Source organism: Mycobacteroides sp. H003 (assembly GCF_001440135.1).
Lineage (GTDB): Bacteria > Actinomycetota > Actinomycetes > Mycobacteriales > Mycobacteriaceae > Mycobacterium > Mycobacterium gwanakae.
The window spans coordinates 90,561-105,702 of sequence record NZ_LJYL01000029.1 but is presented as its reverse complement, the minus strand read 5'-3'; the positions used below and the strand labels follow the sequence as shown (position 1 = coordinate 105,702).

Below are 15,142 nucleotides of genomic sequence, written 5' to 3'. Positions count from 1 at the left end.
TCATGCGCTCGCCGCGGCGGGCACAGCCAGCTCACCGGTAATGTACTGCGCGTTACCGAAACCGAAAGACCAATCCTGCGGCCCATTTTCACTGATCGTCACGAAAAGATCCGCGCCCGCCACATCGACGGCAGCCAGCCTGTCGGCCAGCTCGGCGAAGATCCGCTGCTTGGTCTCCACGGTACGGCCGGTCTGCGTGAAGATGTGCACGACCACCACACGGGGCGATCGCGCGAAGCCCAGTCCCGCATCCTCTGCGATGATGTCTGCGGCCTCATGCACCGTGATGATCTGAAATCGGTCTCGTACAGGGATTTTCAACACTTCGACCAAAGCGTCATGCACGGCGTCGGCGATGGCCCGTTGCTGATCGCGTGGCCGGTCAGAGGTTAAGTCGATACGCACTAGTGGCATGTGCTGACTCCTTGATATGCCGGGTTGATGGCGGCGGCTTGAGCCACCATGGAATGGATGATGTCTGCGGCACTCTCGATATGCCGTATCTGCCCGATGCCCTCGCCAACGATCAGATTGGCCACGCGGTAATCCTCGGCGGCCACACCGATCTGGTATTCGGATCGAGCCTGCTCGAGATGTTCAGCGAGCTCCACCTCATGGCCGTGCCATCTGTCGACAAAGCTATTGCGCAGCACCCTGCCGCTGTAGGTAGACGGCCAGTCCTTGCCACGCACAATGTCATAGACGTGTTGGCGGATGGTGCTGTCGCCGTCGACCTGAAGGGCGTATCGCTGGGCAACCCGGGAGATCGCAGCTTCCTGTGATGCCCAGAACCGGGTCCCGACCACCACACCGTCCGCGCCCAGCGCCAGCGCTGCCGCCAGGGCGCGGCCATCGGTTACTCCGCCCGCGGCCAGCACGAGGACCTGAGACGCGTTCTTCGCGACAAGGTCCACGATCTCTGGAACCAAGGTGAACGTCGATCGTTGTCCGGCCCCATGGCCACCCGCTTCTGCGCCCTGCGCGGTGATGACGTCGGCGCCCACCTCGATGGCCCGGGAAGCCTGCTCGACGTTGTGGACCTGGCAGATCAGTGGCACACCGGCGGCCCGGATACGCGTCGCATAGGGCGCGGGATCTCCGAACGACAGAAAGATCGCCGCGGGATTCTGTTCCAACACGAAATCAAGGACATGCTCGTTACCGTTCAGGGTCCAGGTGATGAAACCGCACCCGACGGCAGTGCCGGGCTGGTCGAACTGCCGGCGAACCCACACCTCGTTCGTATAACCGCCGCCAAGCAGGCCGAGGCCACCCGCCGCGCTGACCGCACCGGCGAGGCGCGCGTCGGCGACATCATCCATCGGCGCCAGGACCACCGGATGCTCGATGCCGAAATGCCGGGTCAGCCGAGTCTTCAATGTCATGCCTCAACCGTAGGTTCGCGAGAAACCGCAGGTCCAGCGGTTTCTAACGATAAGAGCGTTCTGTTTTTCAGAACGAAATCCACATTACATACCGCGATAGGAGAATGATGGGTGCCGATACCATCAAGACGTGATCCTGCGCCAGATCGCGATCGATCGTGAAAAGCAGCCCGACGCTTGGTATTTGAAGATCCCCGCGATCGCACAGATCGCTCGAGAACCCCTGCGATTGACCACCGGCGTCACCGTCATCGTGGGCGAGAACGGCTCGGGCAAGTCTACGTTCCTCGAGGCGGTGGCTTCCTCGTGGCGCTCACGGCTGCCCTATGCCGTCAACCACTGGGGCGCGCCCGGCGGAAGCGAGGACACCGACCTGTACTGGGCCATCACCTTCGATGCCGAGCACCCGCGCCCCGGCGGAGGGTGCTTCCTGCGGGCCGAGGCAATGCACCAGCTGTTCACGACGGTCGACCAGCGCACCCCGGAACAGATCTTCGAGGGCAGGCTCAACGAACGCTCACATGGCGAGTCGTTTCTGGCGTTCCTCGCCGAGCGAGACATGGAGCGCGGACTGTTCATCCTCGACGAACCCGAGGCCGCGCTGTCCTTCACCTCATCCCTGCAACTGATGGCGATGCTGGACGCCGTGGTCGCCGCCGGATCTCAGGTCATCATGGCCACCCACTCCCCTGTACTCGCGGCCTTCCCGGGCGCCACCATTCTGGAATTCGGCGAAGACGGTGTGCAGCAAAGCGATTGGAACGACCTGGAGATGGTGGGACACTGGCAGCGCTTCCTCACCGACCCACGCGCGTATCTACGACACTTGTTCCAGGCCGAATGATGGAGCGAGACATGCGGTGTGCCGTCGTCGGCTCGGTGACCGCGATCGGCTTCTGCCCCATCGCCGCTGCGCTGACCGCCGTGGTCTATCGGTTTCCGGCATTCATGGTCGGTTACGTCAGCGGTCTCAGCGCGGTCTGGCCCGCGATGTTCAGTGCCATCTTCTACCTGGTGTTCGGGGGGTTCGCCGTCATGGGCGGTCTGGGTGCTGCCGCAGGAATCGCAGTAGAAAGACTGCGCCGCGAACGAGCCATCATGTACACAATCGGCGCTTCGTTCGTCATCGCCCTACTGGGGGCGCTCTCGCTAGCCCTGCTGGAGTACGTCGTCGGGCCCTGGTGAGCGGCCGGCCTGCGCCGCCATCCGGCGCGTGAGCCCTTCGAGAATCCTGGCGGCCTCGGCGAGGGTGCGCTGCTCATCTGGCGGCAACGTGCTCAACCACGGATCCAGCACACTCTGCCGCTCGGCGCGCATGGCGACCAAGGCATTGCGCCCGGCCGTGGTCAGCTTGATCCGCTGCGCCCGCTTGTCCGTGGGGTCGACGCGCCGCTCGACGTACCCGACGTCCTGCAACCGCTTCAACTGCACGGTCATCGTCGGCTGGCTGCAGTGGTCGGCCTGCGCCAAATCGGAGATCCGTGCGTCCTCCATCTCGCCGACGAGTGCCAGCAGCCGTGCCTGGCCGGTGGGTACGGGCAACTCTGCCTGGCTGGACACCCAGCGGTTGAGCCGCGCGATCACGGTAAGGACGTCGGCGGTGAGGCCATCGGTGGTGGACACCAGATCAATTTTACGTAGCATCTCTATGCAAGGGGATTTCGATGGACAAATAGCGGACCTACGCTCCCGTCCGCGGCTTTGGCTCCCGTAATCGCAGCTCGATAGGCTGGGGCTCATGCGAGTCACCAGTGTCGGCCACGCCGGATTCTTTATCGAGACGGCTGCGGGCAGCATCCTCTGCGACCCCTGGGTTAACCCTGCGTACTTCGCCTCCTGGTTTCCCTACCCCGACAACAGCACCCTGGACTGGGACCGGCTGGGGAACTGCGACTACCTCTACGTCTCGCATCTGCACAAGGACCACTACGACCCGCAAAACCTGACCGACCATGTCAACAAGGACGCGGTGGTGCTGCTGCCCGACTATCCGGTGCCGGATCTGAGGCGCGAACTGGAGGGGCTGGGGTTCCACACCTTCGTGGAGACCGAGGACTCCGTCAAGCATCGGGTCAGCGGCCCCAAGGGTGACTTGGACGTCATGATCATCGCGCTGCGCGCTCCGGCCGACGGACCCATCGGCGACTCCGGCCTCGTGGTATCCGACGGCACCACAACGGCTTTCAACATGAATGACGCCCGCCCCGTCGATCTTGACGTGTTGGCCGAAGAGTTCGGGCACATCGACGTGCACATGCTGCAGTACTCGGGCGCCATCTGGTACCCAATGGTCTACGACATGCCTGCCCGCGCCAAGGAAGCCTTCGGCACCCAGAAACGGCAGCGCGGAATGGACCGCTGCCGTCAGTACATCGCGCAGGTGGGCGCCACCTGGGTCATCCCGTCCGCTGGGCCACCGTGTTTCCTGGACGCCGAACTGCGTGACCTCAACGACGATCACGGCGACCCGGCGAACATCTTCCCGGACCAGCTGGTGTTCTTGGACCAGATGCGCCAGCACGGCCACGACAAGGGCCTACTGATGATTCCCGGCACCGTTGCGGATTTCACCGGCTCCGAATTGAATTCTTTGACGCATCCGGTGTCCGACGAGGAGGCCGAACACATCTTCGGCGCTGGCAAGGCCGCCTACATCGAGGAGTACGCACAGCGGATGGCTCCCGTGTTGGCCGCGGAGAAGGCTGCCTGGGCACCCGCCGAGGGCGAACCGCTGCTCGGGCCGCTACGTGCCAAGTTCGAGCCGATCATGGCGCAAACCGATCAGATCTGCGATGGCATCGGCTATCCGGTGGAGCTGCGCATGGGAGACGAGATTGTGGCGCTCGACTTTCCGAAACGCATTGTCCGTGAACCCATTCCCAATGAGAAGTTCCGCTACGGGTTCGGGATCGCACCGGAGCTGGTGCGCACGGTGCTGCGCGATGACGAGCCCGACTGGGTGAACACCATCTTCTTGTCGACCCGCTTCACCGCGTGGCGCGTGGGTGGCTACAACGAGTACCTGTACACGTTCTTCAAATGCCTCACCAACGAACGCATCGCGTACGCGGACGGCTGGTTCGCCGAGGCCCACGACGACAGCGCATCCATCACACTGGACGGCTGGGAGATCCAGCGGCGCTGCCCGCACCTCAAGGCCGATCTCTCGAAGTTCGGTGTGGTAGAAGGAAAGACGCTCACCTGCAACCTGCACGGATGGGACTGGAACCTGGAGACCGGCCGCTGCCTGACCTCCAAGGGGCACGAGCTGCGCTCCAGAAAGCTCGGCTAGAGCGGCATCAACTCGAACATCGGGATCACTCGCTCGATGCGCGCCTGATAGTCACCGAAGAATGCGTATCTGGCCACCAGCACCGGGAAGAGTTGATCGCGTTCACTCGAGTCCAGCTCGCGCACAACGGCGTCGTAACTGTTCGGAACCACCTCGACGGTCACGGTGGGATGGGTGCGCACATTGAAGATCCACGATGGCGGCTTCTGCTGTCCGCCGTTGGATCCCACAATGAACCTGCGACCCTCGTGCTCGAAGTAGCCCAGCGGTGTCAACCGTTCGATTCCCGTTTTCGCGCCGAGGATCTTCAGGATGAGCACCGGCATCTCGTCATCGGGCACTCCGGGCAGCTTGCCGCCGTTCTCGCGGAGCAGCCTGATCATCCGGCTGTTGTGCTTCTGCACACCGTTCTCAGAAAGCTCCCGGTAGGTATCCGAGGTCACGCCTTCGGTCATGTCTCGACGCTAGCGCGAACTCGGGGCCGCACACCCTGTCCGTCCCGCCTAGTGGACGCTACGAACCCGCTGCCGTAGCTCGGACGCCTCGTCGGACGCGGTGCTGTACACACGGACCACGGCCTCATCTCCCGCCTGTAGATACGTGGATTCACCCAGCGGCGTGTACTTGGTCGCCCCGATACCGATCAGCACATGTGCAGGATGCCCGGCGGCCACCATGAGCGCGCCCACATCCTCCAGCGGCGTATCGGCGGAACCCTTTTGGTTATCCAGGCGCTCGGTGATCCAGTCCAGCAGCACCTCGCCGTAGTAGGAGTACCCAAGCAGCGGGCTGTCCACGCCATACTCGTGCTCCTGCCCGTCCGAGGTGTGCAGGTGACAGTTCAGTCGCAGGGTGGCCGTTGGGCCGTCGGGGGTGAGGTCACTGACCTCAAAGAACTGTTGCGCAACGCCTTTGGACGCTGAACCCCAGTTCTTCTTGTAACTGATTTTGGGAGCGTTGGGACGCCGGATCGAGCAGTCGTTGAAGGCACCCAGCGCGAACGGCTCCAACGACGCGACAACGTCGCCGAGCCAATGCACGCGGCAGGCCAGGCCCACTTCGGGTTCGATCTGCAGGTTCAGTGGAGTGTCGCTGTCGGGCAGCACCGTCTCATCGTGCGAGAGGGGGAACTGGCCCAGGAACCCGTCGTCACCGGGTACGTACCACGGAAATATTCCCTTGGGTGCCACACCGTTTGAGGCGACATTCACGAAATCAGCTGATTCCCCGGCCTGTTCGAGGTGTCCCGCGAAGTTCCCGGCGACTCCGAAACCGAACCAGCTACGCAGCTCGTCCAGCTCGATGTCGAACATCTTGCTCATTTAGGCTCCAGCACTTCGGTTCCGACGAAGGGCACCAAGGCCGCCGGTACCCGAACGCTGCCGTCGGGTAGCTGGTGGTTCTCCAGGATTGCCACCAACCACCGGGTGGTGGCCAATGTGCCGTTGAGCGTCGCGGCGGTCTGGGGCTTACCGTTCTCGTCGCGGTAACGTACCGCCAGCCGACGCGCCTGGAAGGTGGTGCAGTTGGAGGTGGAGGTCAGCTCTCGGTAGGCCTGCTGCGTCGGCACCCACGCCTCGCAGTCGAACTTGCGGGCGGCCGATGAACCCAAATCACCTGCGGCAACATCGATCACGCGGTACGGCACGTCGATGTGGGCCAGCATCTGCCGTTCCCAGCCCAGGATTTTGCCATGCTCCGCCTCGGCATCCTCGGGCTTGCAGTAGACGAAGGCCTCCACCTTGTCGAACTGGTGCACCCGGATGATGCCGCGAGTGTCCTTGCCATAGCTACCAGCCTCACGCCGGAAACAGCTGGACCATCCGGCGTACCGCAGCGGCCCCTCATTCAGGTCGAGTATCTCGCCGGAGTGATACCCGGCGATCGGCACCTCCGAGGTGCCCACCAGATACAGGTCGTCTTCCTCGAGGTGATACACCTCGTCGGCGTGGGCGCCTAAAAAGCCTGTACCGCCCATGATTTCGGGCTTCACCAGTACGGGCGGAATCAGCAGGGTGAAGCCGTTGGCCACCGCGGTCTGCACGGCCAGCTGCAGCAGACCGAGCTGCAACAGCGCTCCGTAGCCGGTGAGAAAGTAGAATCGGGCGCCGGAGACCTTTGCGCCGCGCTCCATATCGAACAGGCCCAGTGATTCACCCAATTCCACGTGATCCCTGGGGTTTTCGATGGCAGTCGGCTCCCCCACCAGCTCGCGTACCACGAAGTCCTGCTCACCCCCGGCCGGTACGCCGTCGATCACTACATTGCTGATCGCCTTGTGCGCCTCGGTGAACGCGGCCTCGGCGACTACCTGCTCGGCCTCGGCGGCCTTGACTTGTGTGGCAAGTTCAGACGCCGCTGCCAACAGCGCGGGGCGCTCCTCGGGCGTCGCCTGGCCCACCTTCTTGCTTGCCGTCTTCTGCTCGGCACGCAGGGTGTCACCGTTCGACACCGCTGCCCGCCGTGCCGTATCGGCGTCGAGCAGCACGTCAACGAGCGCCGGGTCCTCGCCTCGCAGACGCTGCGAGGCACGCACCGCGTCGGGGTTTTCGCGCAGGAATTTGAGGTCGATCACCCGCTGAACACTACTGGGGCTAGTTTCCGCACCTGCGCTTCAGCCCAGCGCTGAGCCATCGGCTCGGACAATCGTCTCGACCTGGGCACGCAACCCCACCAGCTCGTCGCGCTCGGCGGGCGAGTACTCGCGCGCTACCTCGTCGAGCACACACACCGTTCCGACGACCTCACCGGCCGAGTTGTGAACGGGAAGCCCCAAATAGTTGGTGAGGCCGAACTCGACTTCGTCCTCGTTGCCCGCGAAAAGCCCGTCGACACGCGAGTCACGCACGAAAATCTCGTCACCGGAGTCCACTACCCGCTCGCAGTACAGAGGGACCCTGTTCTGGTCGTCGCCCGCTTTCTTGCCAACGGATCCCACCGTGTAATGCTCGGCCGCCTCGCCGGCCGTGGCGGCGACAGCCATCGCACCAGGTTCAGAACGCATGACCAGCACCGATCGAACACCTAATAGGCGCGCGATCTCATCGAGCCGCGGTGCCAGGGCAGCGAGTTGGGGGGTGGTCTCGGCAGATGCCACGCAGCAACGCTCGCCTACAGCCGCGACCACGACAAGGGTTGCGTTCACCGTGAATCGACATGCGGCCTACACGCCGAACAGGCTCAGATACTCGTCCTTGCCGAACATCCGCGCCGCATCGAGCGCGGACGGGGTCCCGGCGGTGGGATCTGCACCCGCCTTGACCAGGATCTCGACGATGTCGTCGGAGCCCTTGAAGACTGCGCCGGCCAGCGGCGTCTGGCCCTTGTCATTGGCACGATTGACGTCCGCACCGCGCGCGATCAGCGACCGAACCGTGGACGCATTCCCGTGATAGGCAGCCAGCATGACCAGAGTGTCACCTGCCTGGTTCGTCAGGTCCACCGGCGCCCCGGAGTCCAGGTAGGCGGCCAGGGTGGACGCGTTGCCCTCCCGGGCCATATCGAACAGTTCGTGGGCCAGCGCGGCGACCTGCTCGGCAACGCGGGCCTGATGCTCGGCTTCCTCCGCGGGAGAGTCCCCGGTCTCGCCGGCGTCATCACGGTCAGGTTCCATCGTTGTCACAGAGTTCAATCTAGCTGCGCATGCGGACAGCATCGCTGGGCTAACCCGCACCGCCACCTGTAACAATGGCTGCAGTATGAGCGACGAAGCCGAACCCACGAAGGTCGAGCGGGACGAGTCCGCCCCGGACGAATCCCCTGACGACGAGGTGGGCACCGAGACATCCGCAGACTCCGAAGCCGAGTCCGCGGCTGCTGCCGTGCCACCCGCGGAGGCCGAGCAGGCCCCAGAGATCCCGGCCACCTCGGACTCCGACGACACCGAATCGGTGGCCCCCGACGAAGCTCCGCAGACGGAAGTCCTGGACTACCCCGAGAACGCGCCTGGGGACGACGTCGCAGTCGAGCCCGCGGCCGTCGACGAGGGCGACTCCCCATCGGACAAACCGCACTGGTGGGAGGGCTTGAAAGAGGGACTCAAGGAACGGTCCACACATCGTGCCCTGCTGCTCGTCACCTTCGGCGGATTGTTCATCGCCGGCCTCACCCAGGCACTGCCGGACGGTTGGACCTCGGCAGACCGCTTGGTCAACAGGATCGACTCCAACCCGGTGCCGAGCACCGGCGCCCCGGGCAACAGCACCTTCAACTCGGCGAAGGCCGGCGACTGCCTCAGCTGGTCGGCGCCCACCTCGATGGCCGATGTCCGCACCGTTGACTGCGGGAGCGATCACCGCTTCGAGGTCGCTGAGTCCATTGACCTGCGCACCTTCCCCGGCACCGAGTACGGGCCGGATTCACAGCCACCCAGCATGGTGCGCATCCAGGAGATCAGTCAGGAACAGTGCCAGGTCGCCATCAACCGTTACCTGGGAGATCGCTACGACCCGAACAGCCGATTCACCATGGGCATGCTGTATCCAGACAAGAAGGGCTGGTCCGAAGCGGGTGAACGGCGCGTGCTCTGTGGTCTGCAGCTCCCCGGCTCCGACAACCAGCAACAGCTGTTCCGCGGCAAGGTGGCCGAGCAGGACCAGTCCAAGGTCTGGCCGGTAGGGACCTGCGTCGGTATCGACTCCACGACGAACCTGCCCACCGAGCTGCCGGTCGACTGCGACAGAGCTCATGCCATGGAGATCACCGGAACGGTGAGCCTGGCAGAGCAGTTCCCGGGTGCGGTGCCGCCCGAGCCTGACCAGGACGCGTTCATCAAGGACAACTGCAACCGTCTGACCAATGAGTACATGGGCAATCCCGACGGATTCCGCGCCACCACGCTGACGCTGTCGTACAACACCATCACCTTGCCGAGCTGGACGGCCGGCAGCCGGCAGGTCAGCTGCAACATCGGGTCCACCCTCGGTAACGGTGCCTGGTCGACTCTGGTCAACAGCGCCAAGAGTGGGCAGCTGCTCATCAACGGGCAGCCGCCGGTGCCGCCGCCGGACATCCCGGCAGACCGGCTGAACTTGCCGCCGATCCCGCTGTCCACCACTCCTGCGCCTACCCAGCAGCCGACTCAGCAACCCACCTACACGCAGCAGCCGACGTATACGCAGCAGCCAACCCGCACCCAACAACCGACTCAGCAGACGACACAGCAGCCGACTCGGACCTCTGCGCCGCCGACGTCTTCGGTAGCGCCGAATCCCAGCAACCCTCCGGGCAACACGATCGTGACCACGCTGCCTCCGGGTGCGGGTCCGCCTCCGCCGCCCGCGGGCCCGCCGATGGACGGACCGCCCATGGAGGGGCCGCCGATGGAGGGGCAGCCACCGGGCCAGGCACCTCCGGGCGCGCCGCCACCCGGACCGGCCTAGCTCTATGCGAGCCCTCAACGCCTGATGGCCGTCCAGATGAGCGAACAACGGTTCGAGGAACTTGTTTCCGACGCCTTGGACGCTGTGCCACCGAAGCTCGCCGCCGCCATCGACAACGTGGTGGTGTTGGTCCAGGACCGCAATCCGGAGGACCCCGAGCTACTCGGGCTGTACGAGGGAATCGCACTGACCGAGCGCGACAGCTTCTACGCCGGCGCGCTGCCGGACACCATCACGATCTACCGCGAGCCGCTGCTCGAGATGTGTTCCAGCGAACATGAGGTAGTGGACGAGGTGACGATCACCGTGATCCACGAGATCGCCCATCATTTTGGTATCGACGATGAGCGATTACACCAGCTGGGCTGGGGCTAACGAGGCGTCTGAGGTTTGCTGGAAAAAAATCCAAAAATCTTGGAGAATGATGGAACCGAATAGAGGGATCCGCCGTCCATCTTTAGTGAAAGGGCAAAACTGCCCTTAGGACGACGCGAGACGAGTGGGGGAAAGGGGACCGAAGATGGCTGACGTACCAGCGCCCGCCCAGCGTGAGGAGATCCGTTGGGACCTGGCTAACCAGCCGGGAACTGTTCTGCAGGTCGATCCGGATGTCATGAAGGATGCCGCTGTCGAGTACGACGCGATGGCGCAGCGACTGCAGGAAGCTCTCGACAAGCAGCTTGAGGCCACGAAGTTCGGTTCGGCCGGTCGCGATGAGGTGTCCACCGCGGTGGCCAATGCCTCCGCGAAGACCAACGAGAACTTCGAGAAGGTCGCCAAGGACGGCATCGAGCAGCTCAAGCGCATTGCCGAGGCGTTCCGGCGCAACTCGCAGGCGTTCGTCGATCTCGAACGACACAACGCCGCCCGTATCAATGGTGTGGGGGAATAGATCATGACCGGATTCACTGGCGTCAACTGGGTGGCCCGCAAGGCCAAGAAGCTGGCCCTGGACCTGACCACGGGTGCCGGACCGACGCATGTCGTCGACAGTGCCCTGGCCTGGCAGGAGATCAGCGCCGCGTTCGCCGAGGTGCACGAGAACAGCCTGGGTGTCGGCGAGAAGCTGATGGAGGGGTATCGCGGTCCCCGCGCCGAGGAGGCGCTAACCAAGCTCACCCCGTTCACCGAGTGGCTGGACAAGATGGCCGGACTGACCCAGGAGGTCAGCGACACCGCCAACACGTACGCCGAGTCGTACGGCACGGCGGTTCTGGACATGCCGCACATCAACGACTTGGCTCAGCTTGAGAAGGCCAAGGCCGAGGCGTTGTCCGCGGGTGGGGCACTCTTCGGGCTGCACGCCACCACCGAGGGTATGGAGCAGGGCCTGGATCTGCAGGCGGCCAAAGCGATGGAGACCTACGAGTCGGCCAGCGAGCCCGCAGCCAAGGTCGTGGAGTTCCCGCCGGCCCCCGAGGTCATCAAGTACCCCGAAGAGAAGTCGGAAGCCAACAGCGGCAACACCGGCGTCAGCGCTGCCGGTTTCGGTATGTCCGAGATGGGACCGAGCCCGCTGAGCCCCGACTCGGTGCCGGGTGTGCAGAGCGCCCGCGCGGCAGCCATCTCGATGACCGCCAATGCGGCCTCCGCCGGCGGCTCCGGTATGGGTATGGGCGGAATGGGTGCGCCGATGGCCGGCATGATGGCCGGCGGTGCGCTGGCCGCGAGTGCAGGTAAGGGCATCAAGGTGGGGAACGCCGGCACCAAAAAGGATGAGGACGAGGACGACAAGGACCTCACCGCCATTGGTGCCACCGGCGTCTTCATGGGGGACGAGAGCAAGCCTGTCGAGTTGCCGGACATCCTGACCACCAAGCCGGCCAGCGACAAGGTCGCCGACTTCGAAAACGTCGACGCCTCAGCGCTGTTCGAGCGCGGTGGCTCCAAGGGCGCGGTCGCGCCGCCGGTCCTCGGTGCGAGCGCGGAGCTGTGACCGTCCGCCTGGACTTCGACGAACTGGAACTGACCCGCGAGATCACCGGCAACGACCTCTTGCCGGTCGTGCTGGCCGCTGGTCCGCGCCACGAAGACGAAGCCGAACATCGAGACGCTCTGGAGGGCGCGCGCGCCCGGCTGAAGGAACGCAACCTGCTCAAGGGCGAGGACCTTCACCCGACTCTGCGGGACATGCTGACTTCGGCCAGCAAGGCCACCGGTCAGGTAGCGGTACGCCGCTGGGCCGGATCGCAGATGCTGCGCCTGTGCCTGGTGGAGCACGGCGAGGCGTACGTGCTGCTGGTCAACGATGGCGAGGGCGTGGCCATGCGTTCGGTCACCGGGTCGCTCGGCGCCGAACTGTGGCGGTACCTGGGTGACGCCACACCACTGAAGTTTGGGTCGATCAACGCGCCCGCCGAGCAGCTGGCGCTGGCCCTTAACGCCGAACCCGCCGAAATGGCCCGGCGCCTCATCGCGCTCGGCGCCACCAAAGCCGACGCGGTAGCCGTGGCCAAGGCAATGGCTCGTCGCGGCGCGATGACCGAGATCACCGCGATTCGTCGCGTAGACGGTGTCACCGATCGCGCGCCCGGCGGAGTTGCCGTGTACGACACAGCATTTGGCCGGATCATGGCCACGCCGAGCACCTCGGCTGACGGCGCGCTGTGGGCAACTCTTACGCCCGCCACCCCGCAGCGGATGTCCCACGCGCTCAAGAGCCTTGGGCTCGAATAAAACTGCGGTACCGCTCAGACCGTCTTAGTGACGCCGTAGTAGGCGATGATGTCTTCAGTTCCCGAGGTCGTGCTGGTGAGCACCGCATAGGACCGCAGGAACGACTGCCCGATACATCCGTCGATCTTGATGTGAACGTCCTTGAGTGTGATGCGCGACTGCGTGCCCTTGAACTTCTTCTTGGTGACCGAAACATTGATGACCTCGCCGGGTTTGGGCCTCACCTCGATGTTTCCCACGAGGGGCATGCTGATGTTGCCAAGCCCGGACTGCCCGATCGACGAGGACAGGCCGATGCTTCCCGTCAGACGAACTCCACTCAAGGCGATACCGCAGCCAATCTGGTATCCGGCCTCGACGGTCCCACCTTTCAGTTTGGTGCTGCCACCACCTTTCACGGTGGCGATGAACGTGCCGCCGGCCAGGTATTCACGCGAGGAGGTCGCCGTGGTGAGCGGCGGAATGGGCAGCTGGGTCTCTTCCTCTGCCGCGAGTGCCAGCACCCAGCCATCCGGCGTTGTGACGGTCGCCGGTGGTTCGGAAGCGACGACACCGTTGTCCAGCGGCGGGCCAGGCTCACCTTCAGCGGGCCGCGGCGGGTTCTCCATCCCGGCGGGTAAGGGAAGCGGGGAGGGACCGGGCTCAGCCGACGCCAACGGTGTCCCTCCCGTGAGTACACACGCTGTTGCCACAGCGGCAAGAGTCTTAAACATGGTCATCGACGCCTCTCAGAGCTGGATACGATTGAGCGAGTTGAGATCTGGGTAATCAGGGTCAGACGGCCTTGGTCACACCCATGTAGGTGACCACGTCCTGCGTGTCCTCGGTCGAGCTGGTCAAGATCGCATAGGAGCGGATGAAGGACTGGCCCACGCAGCTGTCGATCTTGATGCGGAATGCCGTAATGGTGACGCGCGCGCTGTTCCCCTCGAACGCCATCTTGGTGACCGGGATGATGGTGGCGGTACCCGGCTTGAGAGTGGGTCGGACCTGCCCAAAGACGTTACCTCCGATGCTGGGCACACCCGCGGGACTGATCTGCGGTGTGATACCGCCTCCGAATCTCAAGTCGACCTCGGCAGCGCTTATGCCACAACCGATTTGGTATCCAGCTTCAAGGATCCCATCGGTCAGTTTCGTGGTGCCGGACCCCTGGATGGCACCAAGGAACGTTCCACTAACCACGTATTCGCGTGAAGATAAGGCTGTGGTCAATGGCGCGACGGGCAATTGGGCCTCGTCCTTGGCCGCGATGGCCAGCACCCAACCCTCCCGCGTGCGTAGGGTGCCGGGCTCTGCCGAGGCCACGGCACCGTTGTCTGCGGCCGGGGCAGGTGCGGAATCGGCGGCAATCCGATCCGGCAATGGTTCACCGCCCAGCGGATCAGCCATAGCCACCGGAGCGGTCGCGCCGAGCACGCCCACGATGGTCAGGACGACAAGACTTTTCAGCATGATGGCGGCGGTGCCTCTCAGTTGTCCAACACGATCCGTTCCCGGAAAGCCCGGGACTAGTACCCCATACCCCTTTTGGGTATGGATGATTTTTAAGTTGAGCTCATTTACGGCAAGTGAACGGATCGGGAACGGGATTTGTATGTTGAGCGTCTGCTCCATGCGCACACCCCGGCTCGGCCTCAGGCGCGGTGCGCGGTAGAAGCCTCCGTCCGGCACACTGGACTCCTCAATCGGGATAATGGCAAAATATGAACTCGGCCGACCCGTATTGGGCGGATTAGACGAATATCGCGCAGGATTCAAGGAGGTGGCGATGTCCGGGCAGCGACAACGGATCAGCCGCGCCGAATCTCAGCAACGTACCCGCGAAGATCTCCTTGATGCGGCCGAGGAATTGTTCCTCGCCAACGGACTGGGCGGCACTACCGTCACCAAGATCGCCGATGCCGCCGGCCGGACCGTCGGGGCGATCTACTCGAACTTCTCCAGCAAGGAGAACCTCTGCGCCGAGGTACTGCTGCGCTGCTACATGAGGACCTTCTCCGAGGTCGCAGGCAAGCTCCTGCAGTCCGCCTCCTCCGTCGAGGATCAGGTCGCTCAGCTCGCGCAATGGTCCGCGGCGCTCAGCGGCGATGAGGGCCTGGTAGCGCTGGCCGCCGAGTATGCGCTGGCCATTCACAAGGATCAAACTCAGCTCGCGGTCTCGCAGGGCCATATCGCCATGGGGCGCAGTCTGCTGGGTGCGGTGCTTTCGAACGCCCTTCCCGACAGCGTGCCCGATGACGAACGCGACGCCGCGCTTACCGCGATCCTCGCGACCGCGACGGGATTGGCACTGGGCCGCACGCTGGGCACCATCGACAACCAGCAGTACGTCGCGCTGCTGACCCGCACGCTGCAGCTGTGGATTGCCGACCTGCGGCTCTCTTCGAACACCTCCAGCTAATTCA

Annotated in this window: 19 protein-coding genes; 9 read left to right on the top strand and 10 right to left on the bottom strand. The window is 64.1% G+C overall.

Annotation, left to right across the window (positions count from 1 at the left end; translation table 11 throughout):
• Both AOT87_RS18480 and AOT87_RS18475 read right to left on the bottom strand, forming a co-directional pair.
• Nucleotides 1-414 (bottom strand): tautomerase family protein, encoded by a 414-nt coding sequence (locus AOT87_RS18480; protein WP_057967309.1) that lies wholly within the window; start codon nucleotides 412-414, stop codon nucleotides 1-3.
• Nucleotides 405-1,385, bottom strand: coding sequence for a nitronate monooxygenase (locus tag AOT87_RS18475; protein WP_057967310.1), 981 nt, complete (start codon nucleotides 1,383-1,385; stop codon nucleotides 405-407). Before AOT87_RS18475 ends, AOT87_RS18480 begins: the two co-directional genes overlap by 10 nt.
• A gap of 130 nt (nucleotides 1,386-1,515) precedes the next feature.
• Here AOT87_RS18475 and AOT87_RS18470 point away from each other — a divergent pair, with 130 nt between their 5' ends.
• A complete protein-coding gene (locus tag AOT87_RS18470) occupies nucleotides 1,516-2,229 on the top strand; it encodes an AAA family ATPase (protein WP_057967311.1) in 714 nt (237 codons plus the stop codon).
• Nucleotides 2,230-2,240: 11 nt separating this feature from the next.
• Nucleotides 2,241-2,570, top strand: a complete 330-nt coding sequence (locus AOT87_RS18465) for a hypothetical protein (RefSeq protein ID WP_131727297.1) — start codon at nucleotides 2,241-2,243, stop codon at nucleotides 2,568-2,570.
• Here AOT87_RS18465 and AOT87_RS18460 read toward each other — a convergent pair.
• Nucleotides 2,535-3,008, bottom strand: coding sequence for a MarR family winged helix-turn-helix transcriptional regulator (locus AOT87_RS18460; RefSeq protein WP_057967365.1), 474 nt, complete (start codon nucleotides 3,006-3,008; stop codon nucleotides 2,535-2,537). The genes AOT87_RS18465 and AOT87_RS18460 overlap by 36 nt on opposite strands.
• 115 nt (nucleotides 3,009-3,123) lie before the next feature.
• Between AOT87_RS18460 and AOT87_RS18455 the strand changes: the two genes are divergently transcribed.
• Nucleotides 3,124-4,677: an MBL fold metallo-hydrolase gene (locus AOT87_RS18455; protein WP_057967313.1), complete on the top strand. Its 1,554-nt coding sequence runs from the start codon at nucleotides 3,124-3,126 to the stop codon at nucleotides 4,675-4,677.
• On the opposite strand, the gene AOT87_RS18450 is transcribed toward AOT87_RS18455, so the two are convergent.
• From AOT87_RS18450 to AOT87_RS18430, 5 genes are all read right to left on the bottom strand, one after another.
• Nucleotides 4,674-5,132: a nitroreductase family deazaflavin-dependent oxidoreductase gene (locus AOT87_RS18450; protein WP_057967314.1), complete on the bottom strand. Its 459-nt coding sequence runs from the start codon at nucleotides 5,130-5,132 to the stop codon at nucleotides 4,674-4,676. The two genes, AOT87_RS18455 and AOT87_RS18450, sit on opposite strands and share 4 nt — an antisense overlap.
• 48 nt (nucleotides 5,133-5,180) lie before the next feature.
• Nucleotides 5,181-5,990 carry a DUF5718 family protein gene (locus tag AOT87_RS18445; protein ID WP_057967366.1) on the bottom strand — a complete coding sequence of 270 codons (810 nt, stop codon included), beginning with the start codon at nucleotides 5,988-5,990 and terminating at the stop codon, nucleotides 5,181-5,183.
• A gap of 5 nt (nucleotides 5,991-5,995) precedes the next feature.
• Complete coding sequence (gene serS, locus AOT87_RS18440; protein ID WP_057967315.1) at nucleotides 5,996-7,252, bottom strand: serine--tRNA ligase; 1,257 nt, start codon at nucleotides 7,250-7,252, stop codon at nucleotides 5,996-5,998.
• A gap of 39 nt (nucleotides 7,253-7,291) precedes the next feature.
• Entirely contained in the window at nucleotides 7,292-7,774 is a 483-nt protein-coding gene (locus AOT87_RS18435; RefSeq protein WP_057967316.1) for a GAF domain-containing protein, read from the bottom strand.
• Between the two features lie 66 nt (nucleotides 7,775-7,840).
• A complete protein-coding gene (locus AOT87_RS18430; RefSeq protein ID WP_030096136.1) occupies nucleotides 7,841-8,290 on the bottom strand; it encodes an ankyrin repeat domain-containing protein in 450 nt (149 codons plus the stop codon).
• An 85-nt stretch (nucleotides 8,291-8,375) separates the two neighbouring features.
• On the opposite strand from AOT87_RS18430, the gene AOT87_RS18425 reads away from it, so the two are divergent.
• The 5 genes from AOT87_RS18425 to AOT87_RS18405 all read left to right on the top strand — a co-directional run bounded on the left by AOT87_RS18425 (nucleotide 8,376) and on the right by AOT87_RS18405 (nucleotide 12,734).
• Complete coding sequence (locus tag AOT87_RS18425) at nucleotides 8,376-10,058, top strand: septum formation family protein (RefSeq protein WP_057967317.1); 1,683 nt, start codon at nucleotides 8,376-8,378, stop codon at nucleotides 10,056-10,058.
• Nucleotides 10,059-10,082: 24 nt separating this feature from the next.
• Nucleotides 10,083-10,433, top strand: a complete 351-nt coding sequence (locus tag AOT87_RS18420) for a metallopeptidase family protein (protein ID WP_030096138.1) — start codon at nucleotides 10,083-10,085, stop codon at nucleotides 10,431-10,433.
• Between the two features lie 145 nt (nucleotides 10,434-10,578).
• A complete protein-coding gene (locus AOT87_RS18415) occupies nucleotides 10,579-10,950 on the top strand; it encodes a PE family protein (protein ID WP_030096139.1) in 372 nt (123 codons plus the stop codon).
• Nucleotides 10,951-10,953: 3 nt separating this feature from the next.
• The gene (locus tag AOT87_RS18410) at nucleotides 10,954-11,994 is read left to right on the top strand and encodes a PPE domain-containing protein (RefSeq protein WP_030096140.1); all 1,041 of its coding nucleotides are present in this window, start codon (nucleotides 10,954-10,956) and stop codon (nucleotides 11,992-11,994) included.
• Nucleotides 11,991-12,734 (top strand): ESX secretion-associated protein EspG, encoded by a 744-nt coding sequence (locus AOT87_RS18405; RefSeq protein ID WP_030096141.1) that lies wholly within the window; start codon nucleotides 11,991-11,993, stop codon nucleotides 12,732-12,734. Before AOT87_RS18410 ends, AOT87_RS18405 begins: the two co-directional genes overlap by 4 nt.
• A 14-nt stretch (nucleotides 12,735-12,748) precedes the next feature.
• Here the strand turns inward: AOT87_RS18405 and AOT87_RS18400 are convergent, their stop codons facing one another.
• Together AOT87_RS18400 and AOT87_RS18395 are read right to left on the bottom strand one after the other, a co-directional pair.
• Nucleotides 12,749-13,447, bottom strand: a complete 699-nt coding sequence (locus tag AOT87_RS18400) for an MspA family porin (protein ID WP_030096142.1) — start codon at nucleotides 13,445-13,447, stop codon at nucleotides 12,749-12,751.
• Between the two features lie 61 nt (nucleotides 13,448-13,508).
• Nucleotides 13,509-14,189 carry an MspA family porin gene (locus AOT87_RS18395; protein ID WP_057967318.1) on the bottom strand — a complete coding sequence of 227 codons (681 nt, stop codon included), beginning with the start codon at nucleotides 14,187-14,189 and terminating at the stop codon, nucleotides 13,509-13,511.
• 316 nt (nucleotides 14,190-14,505) lie between these two features.
• Here AOT87_RS18395 and AOT87_RS18390 point away from each other — a divergent pair, with 316 nt between their 5' ends.
• Nucleotides 14,506-15,138, top strand: coding sequence for a TetR/AcrR family transcriptional regulator (locus AOT87_RS18390; protein WP_057967367.1), 633 nt, complete (start codon nucleotides 14,506-14,508; stop codon nucleotides 15,136-15,138).
• Nucleotides 15,139-15,142: the final 4 nt, after the last annotated feature.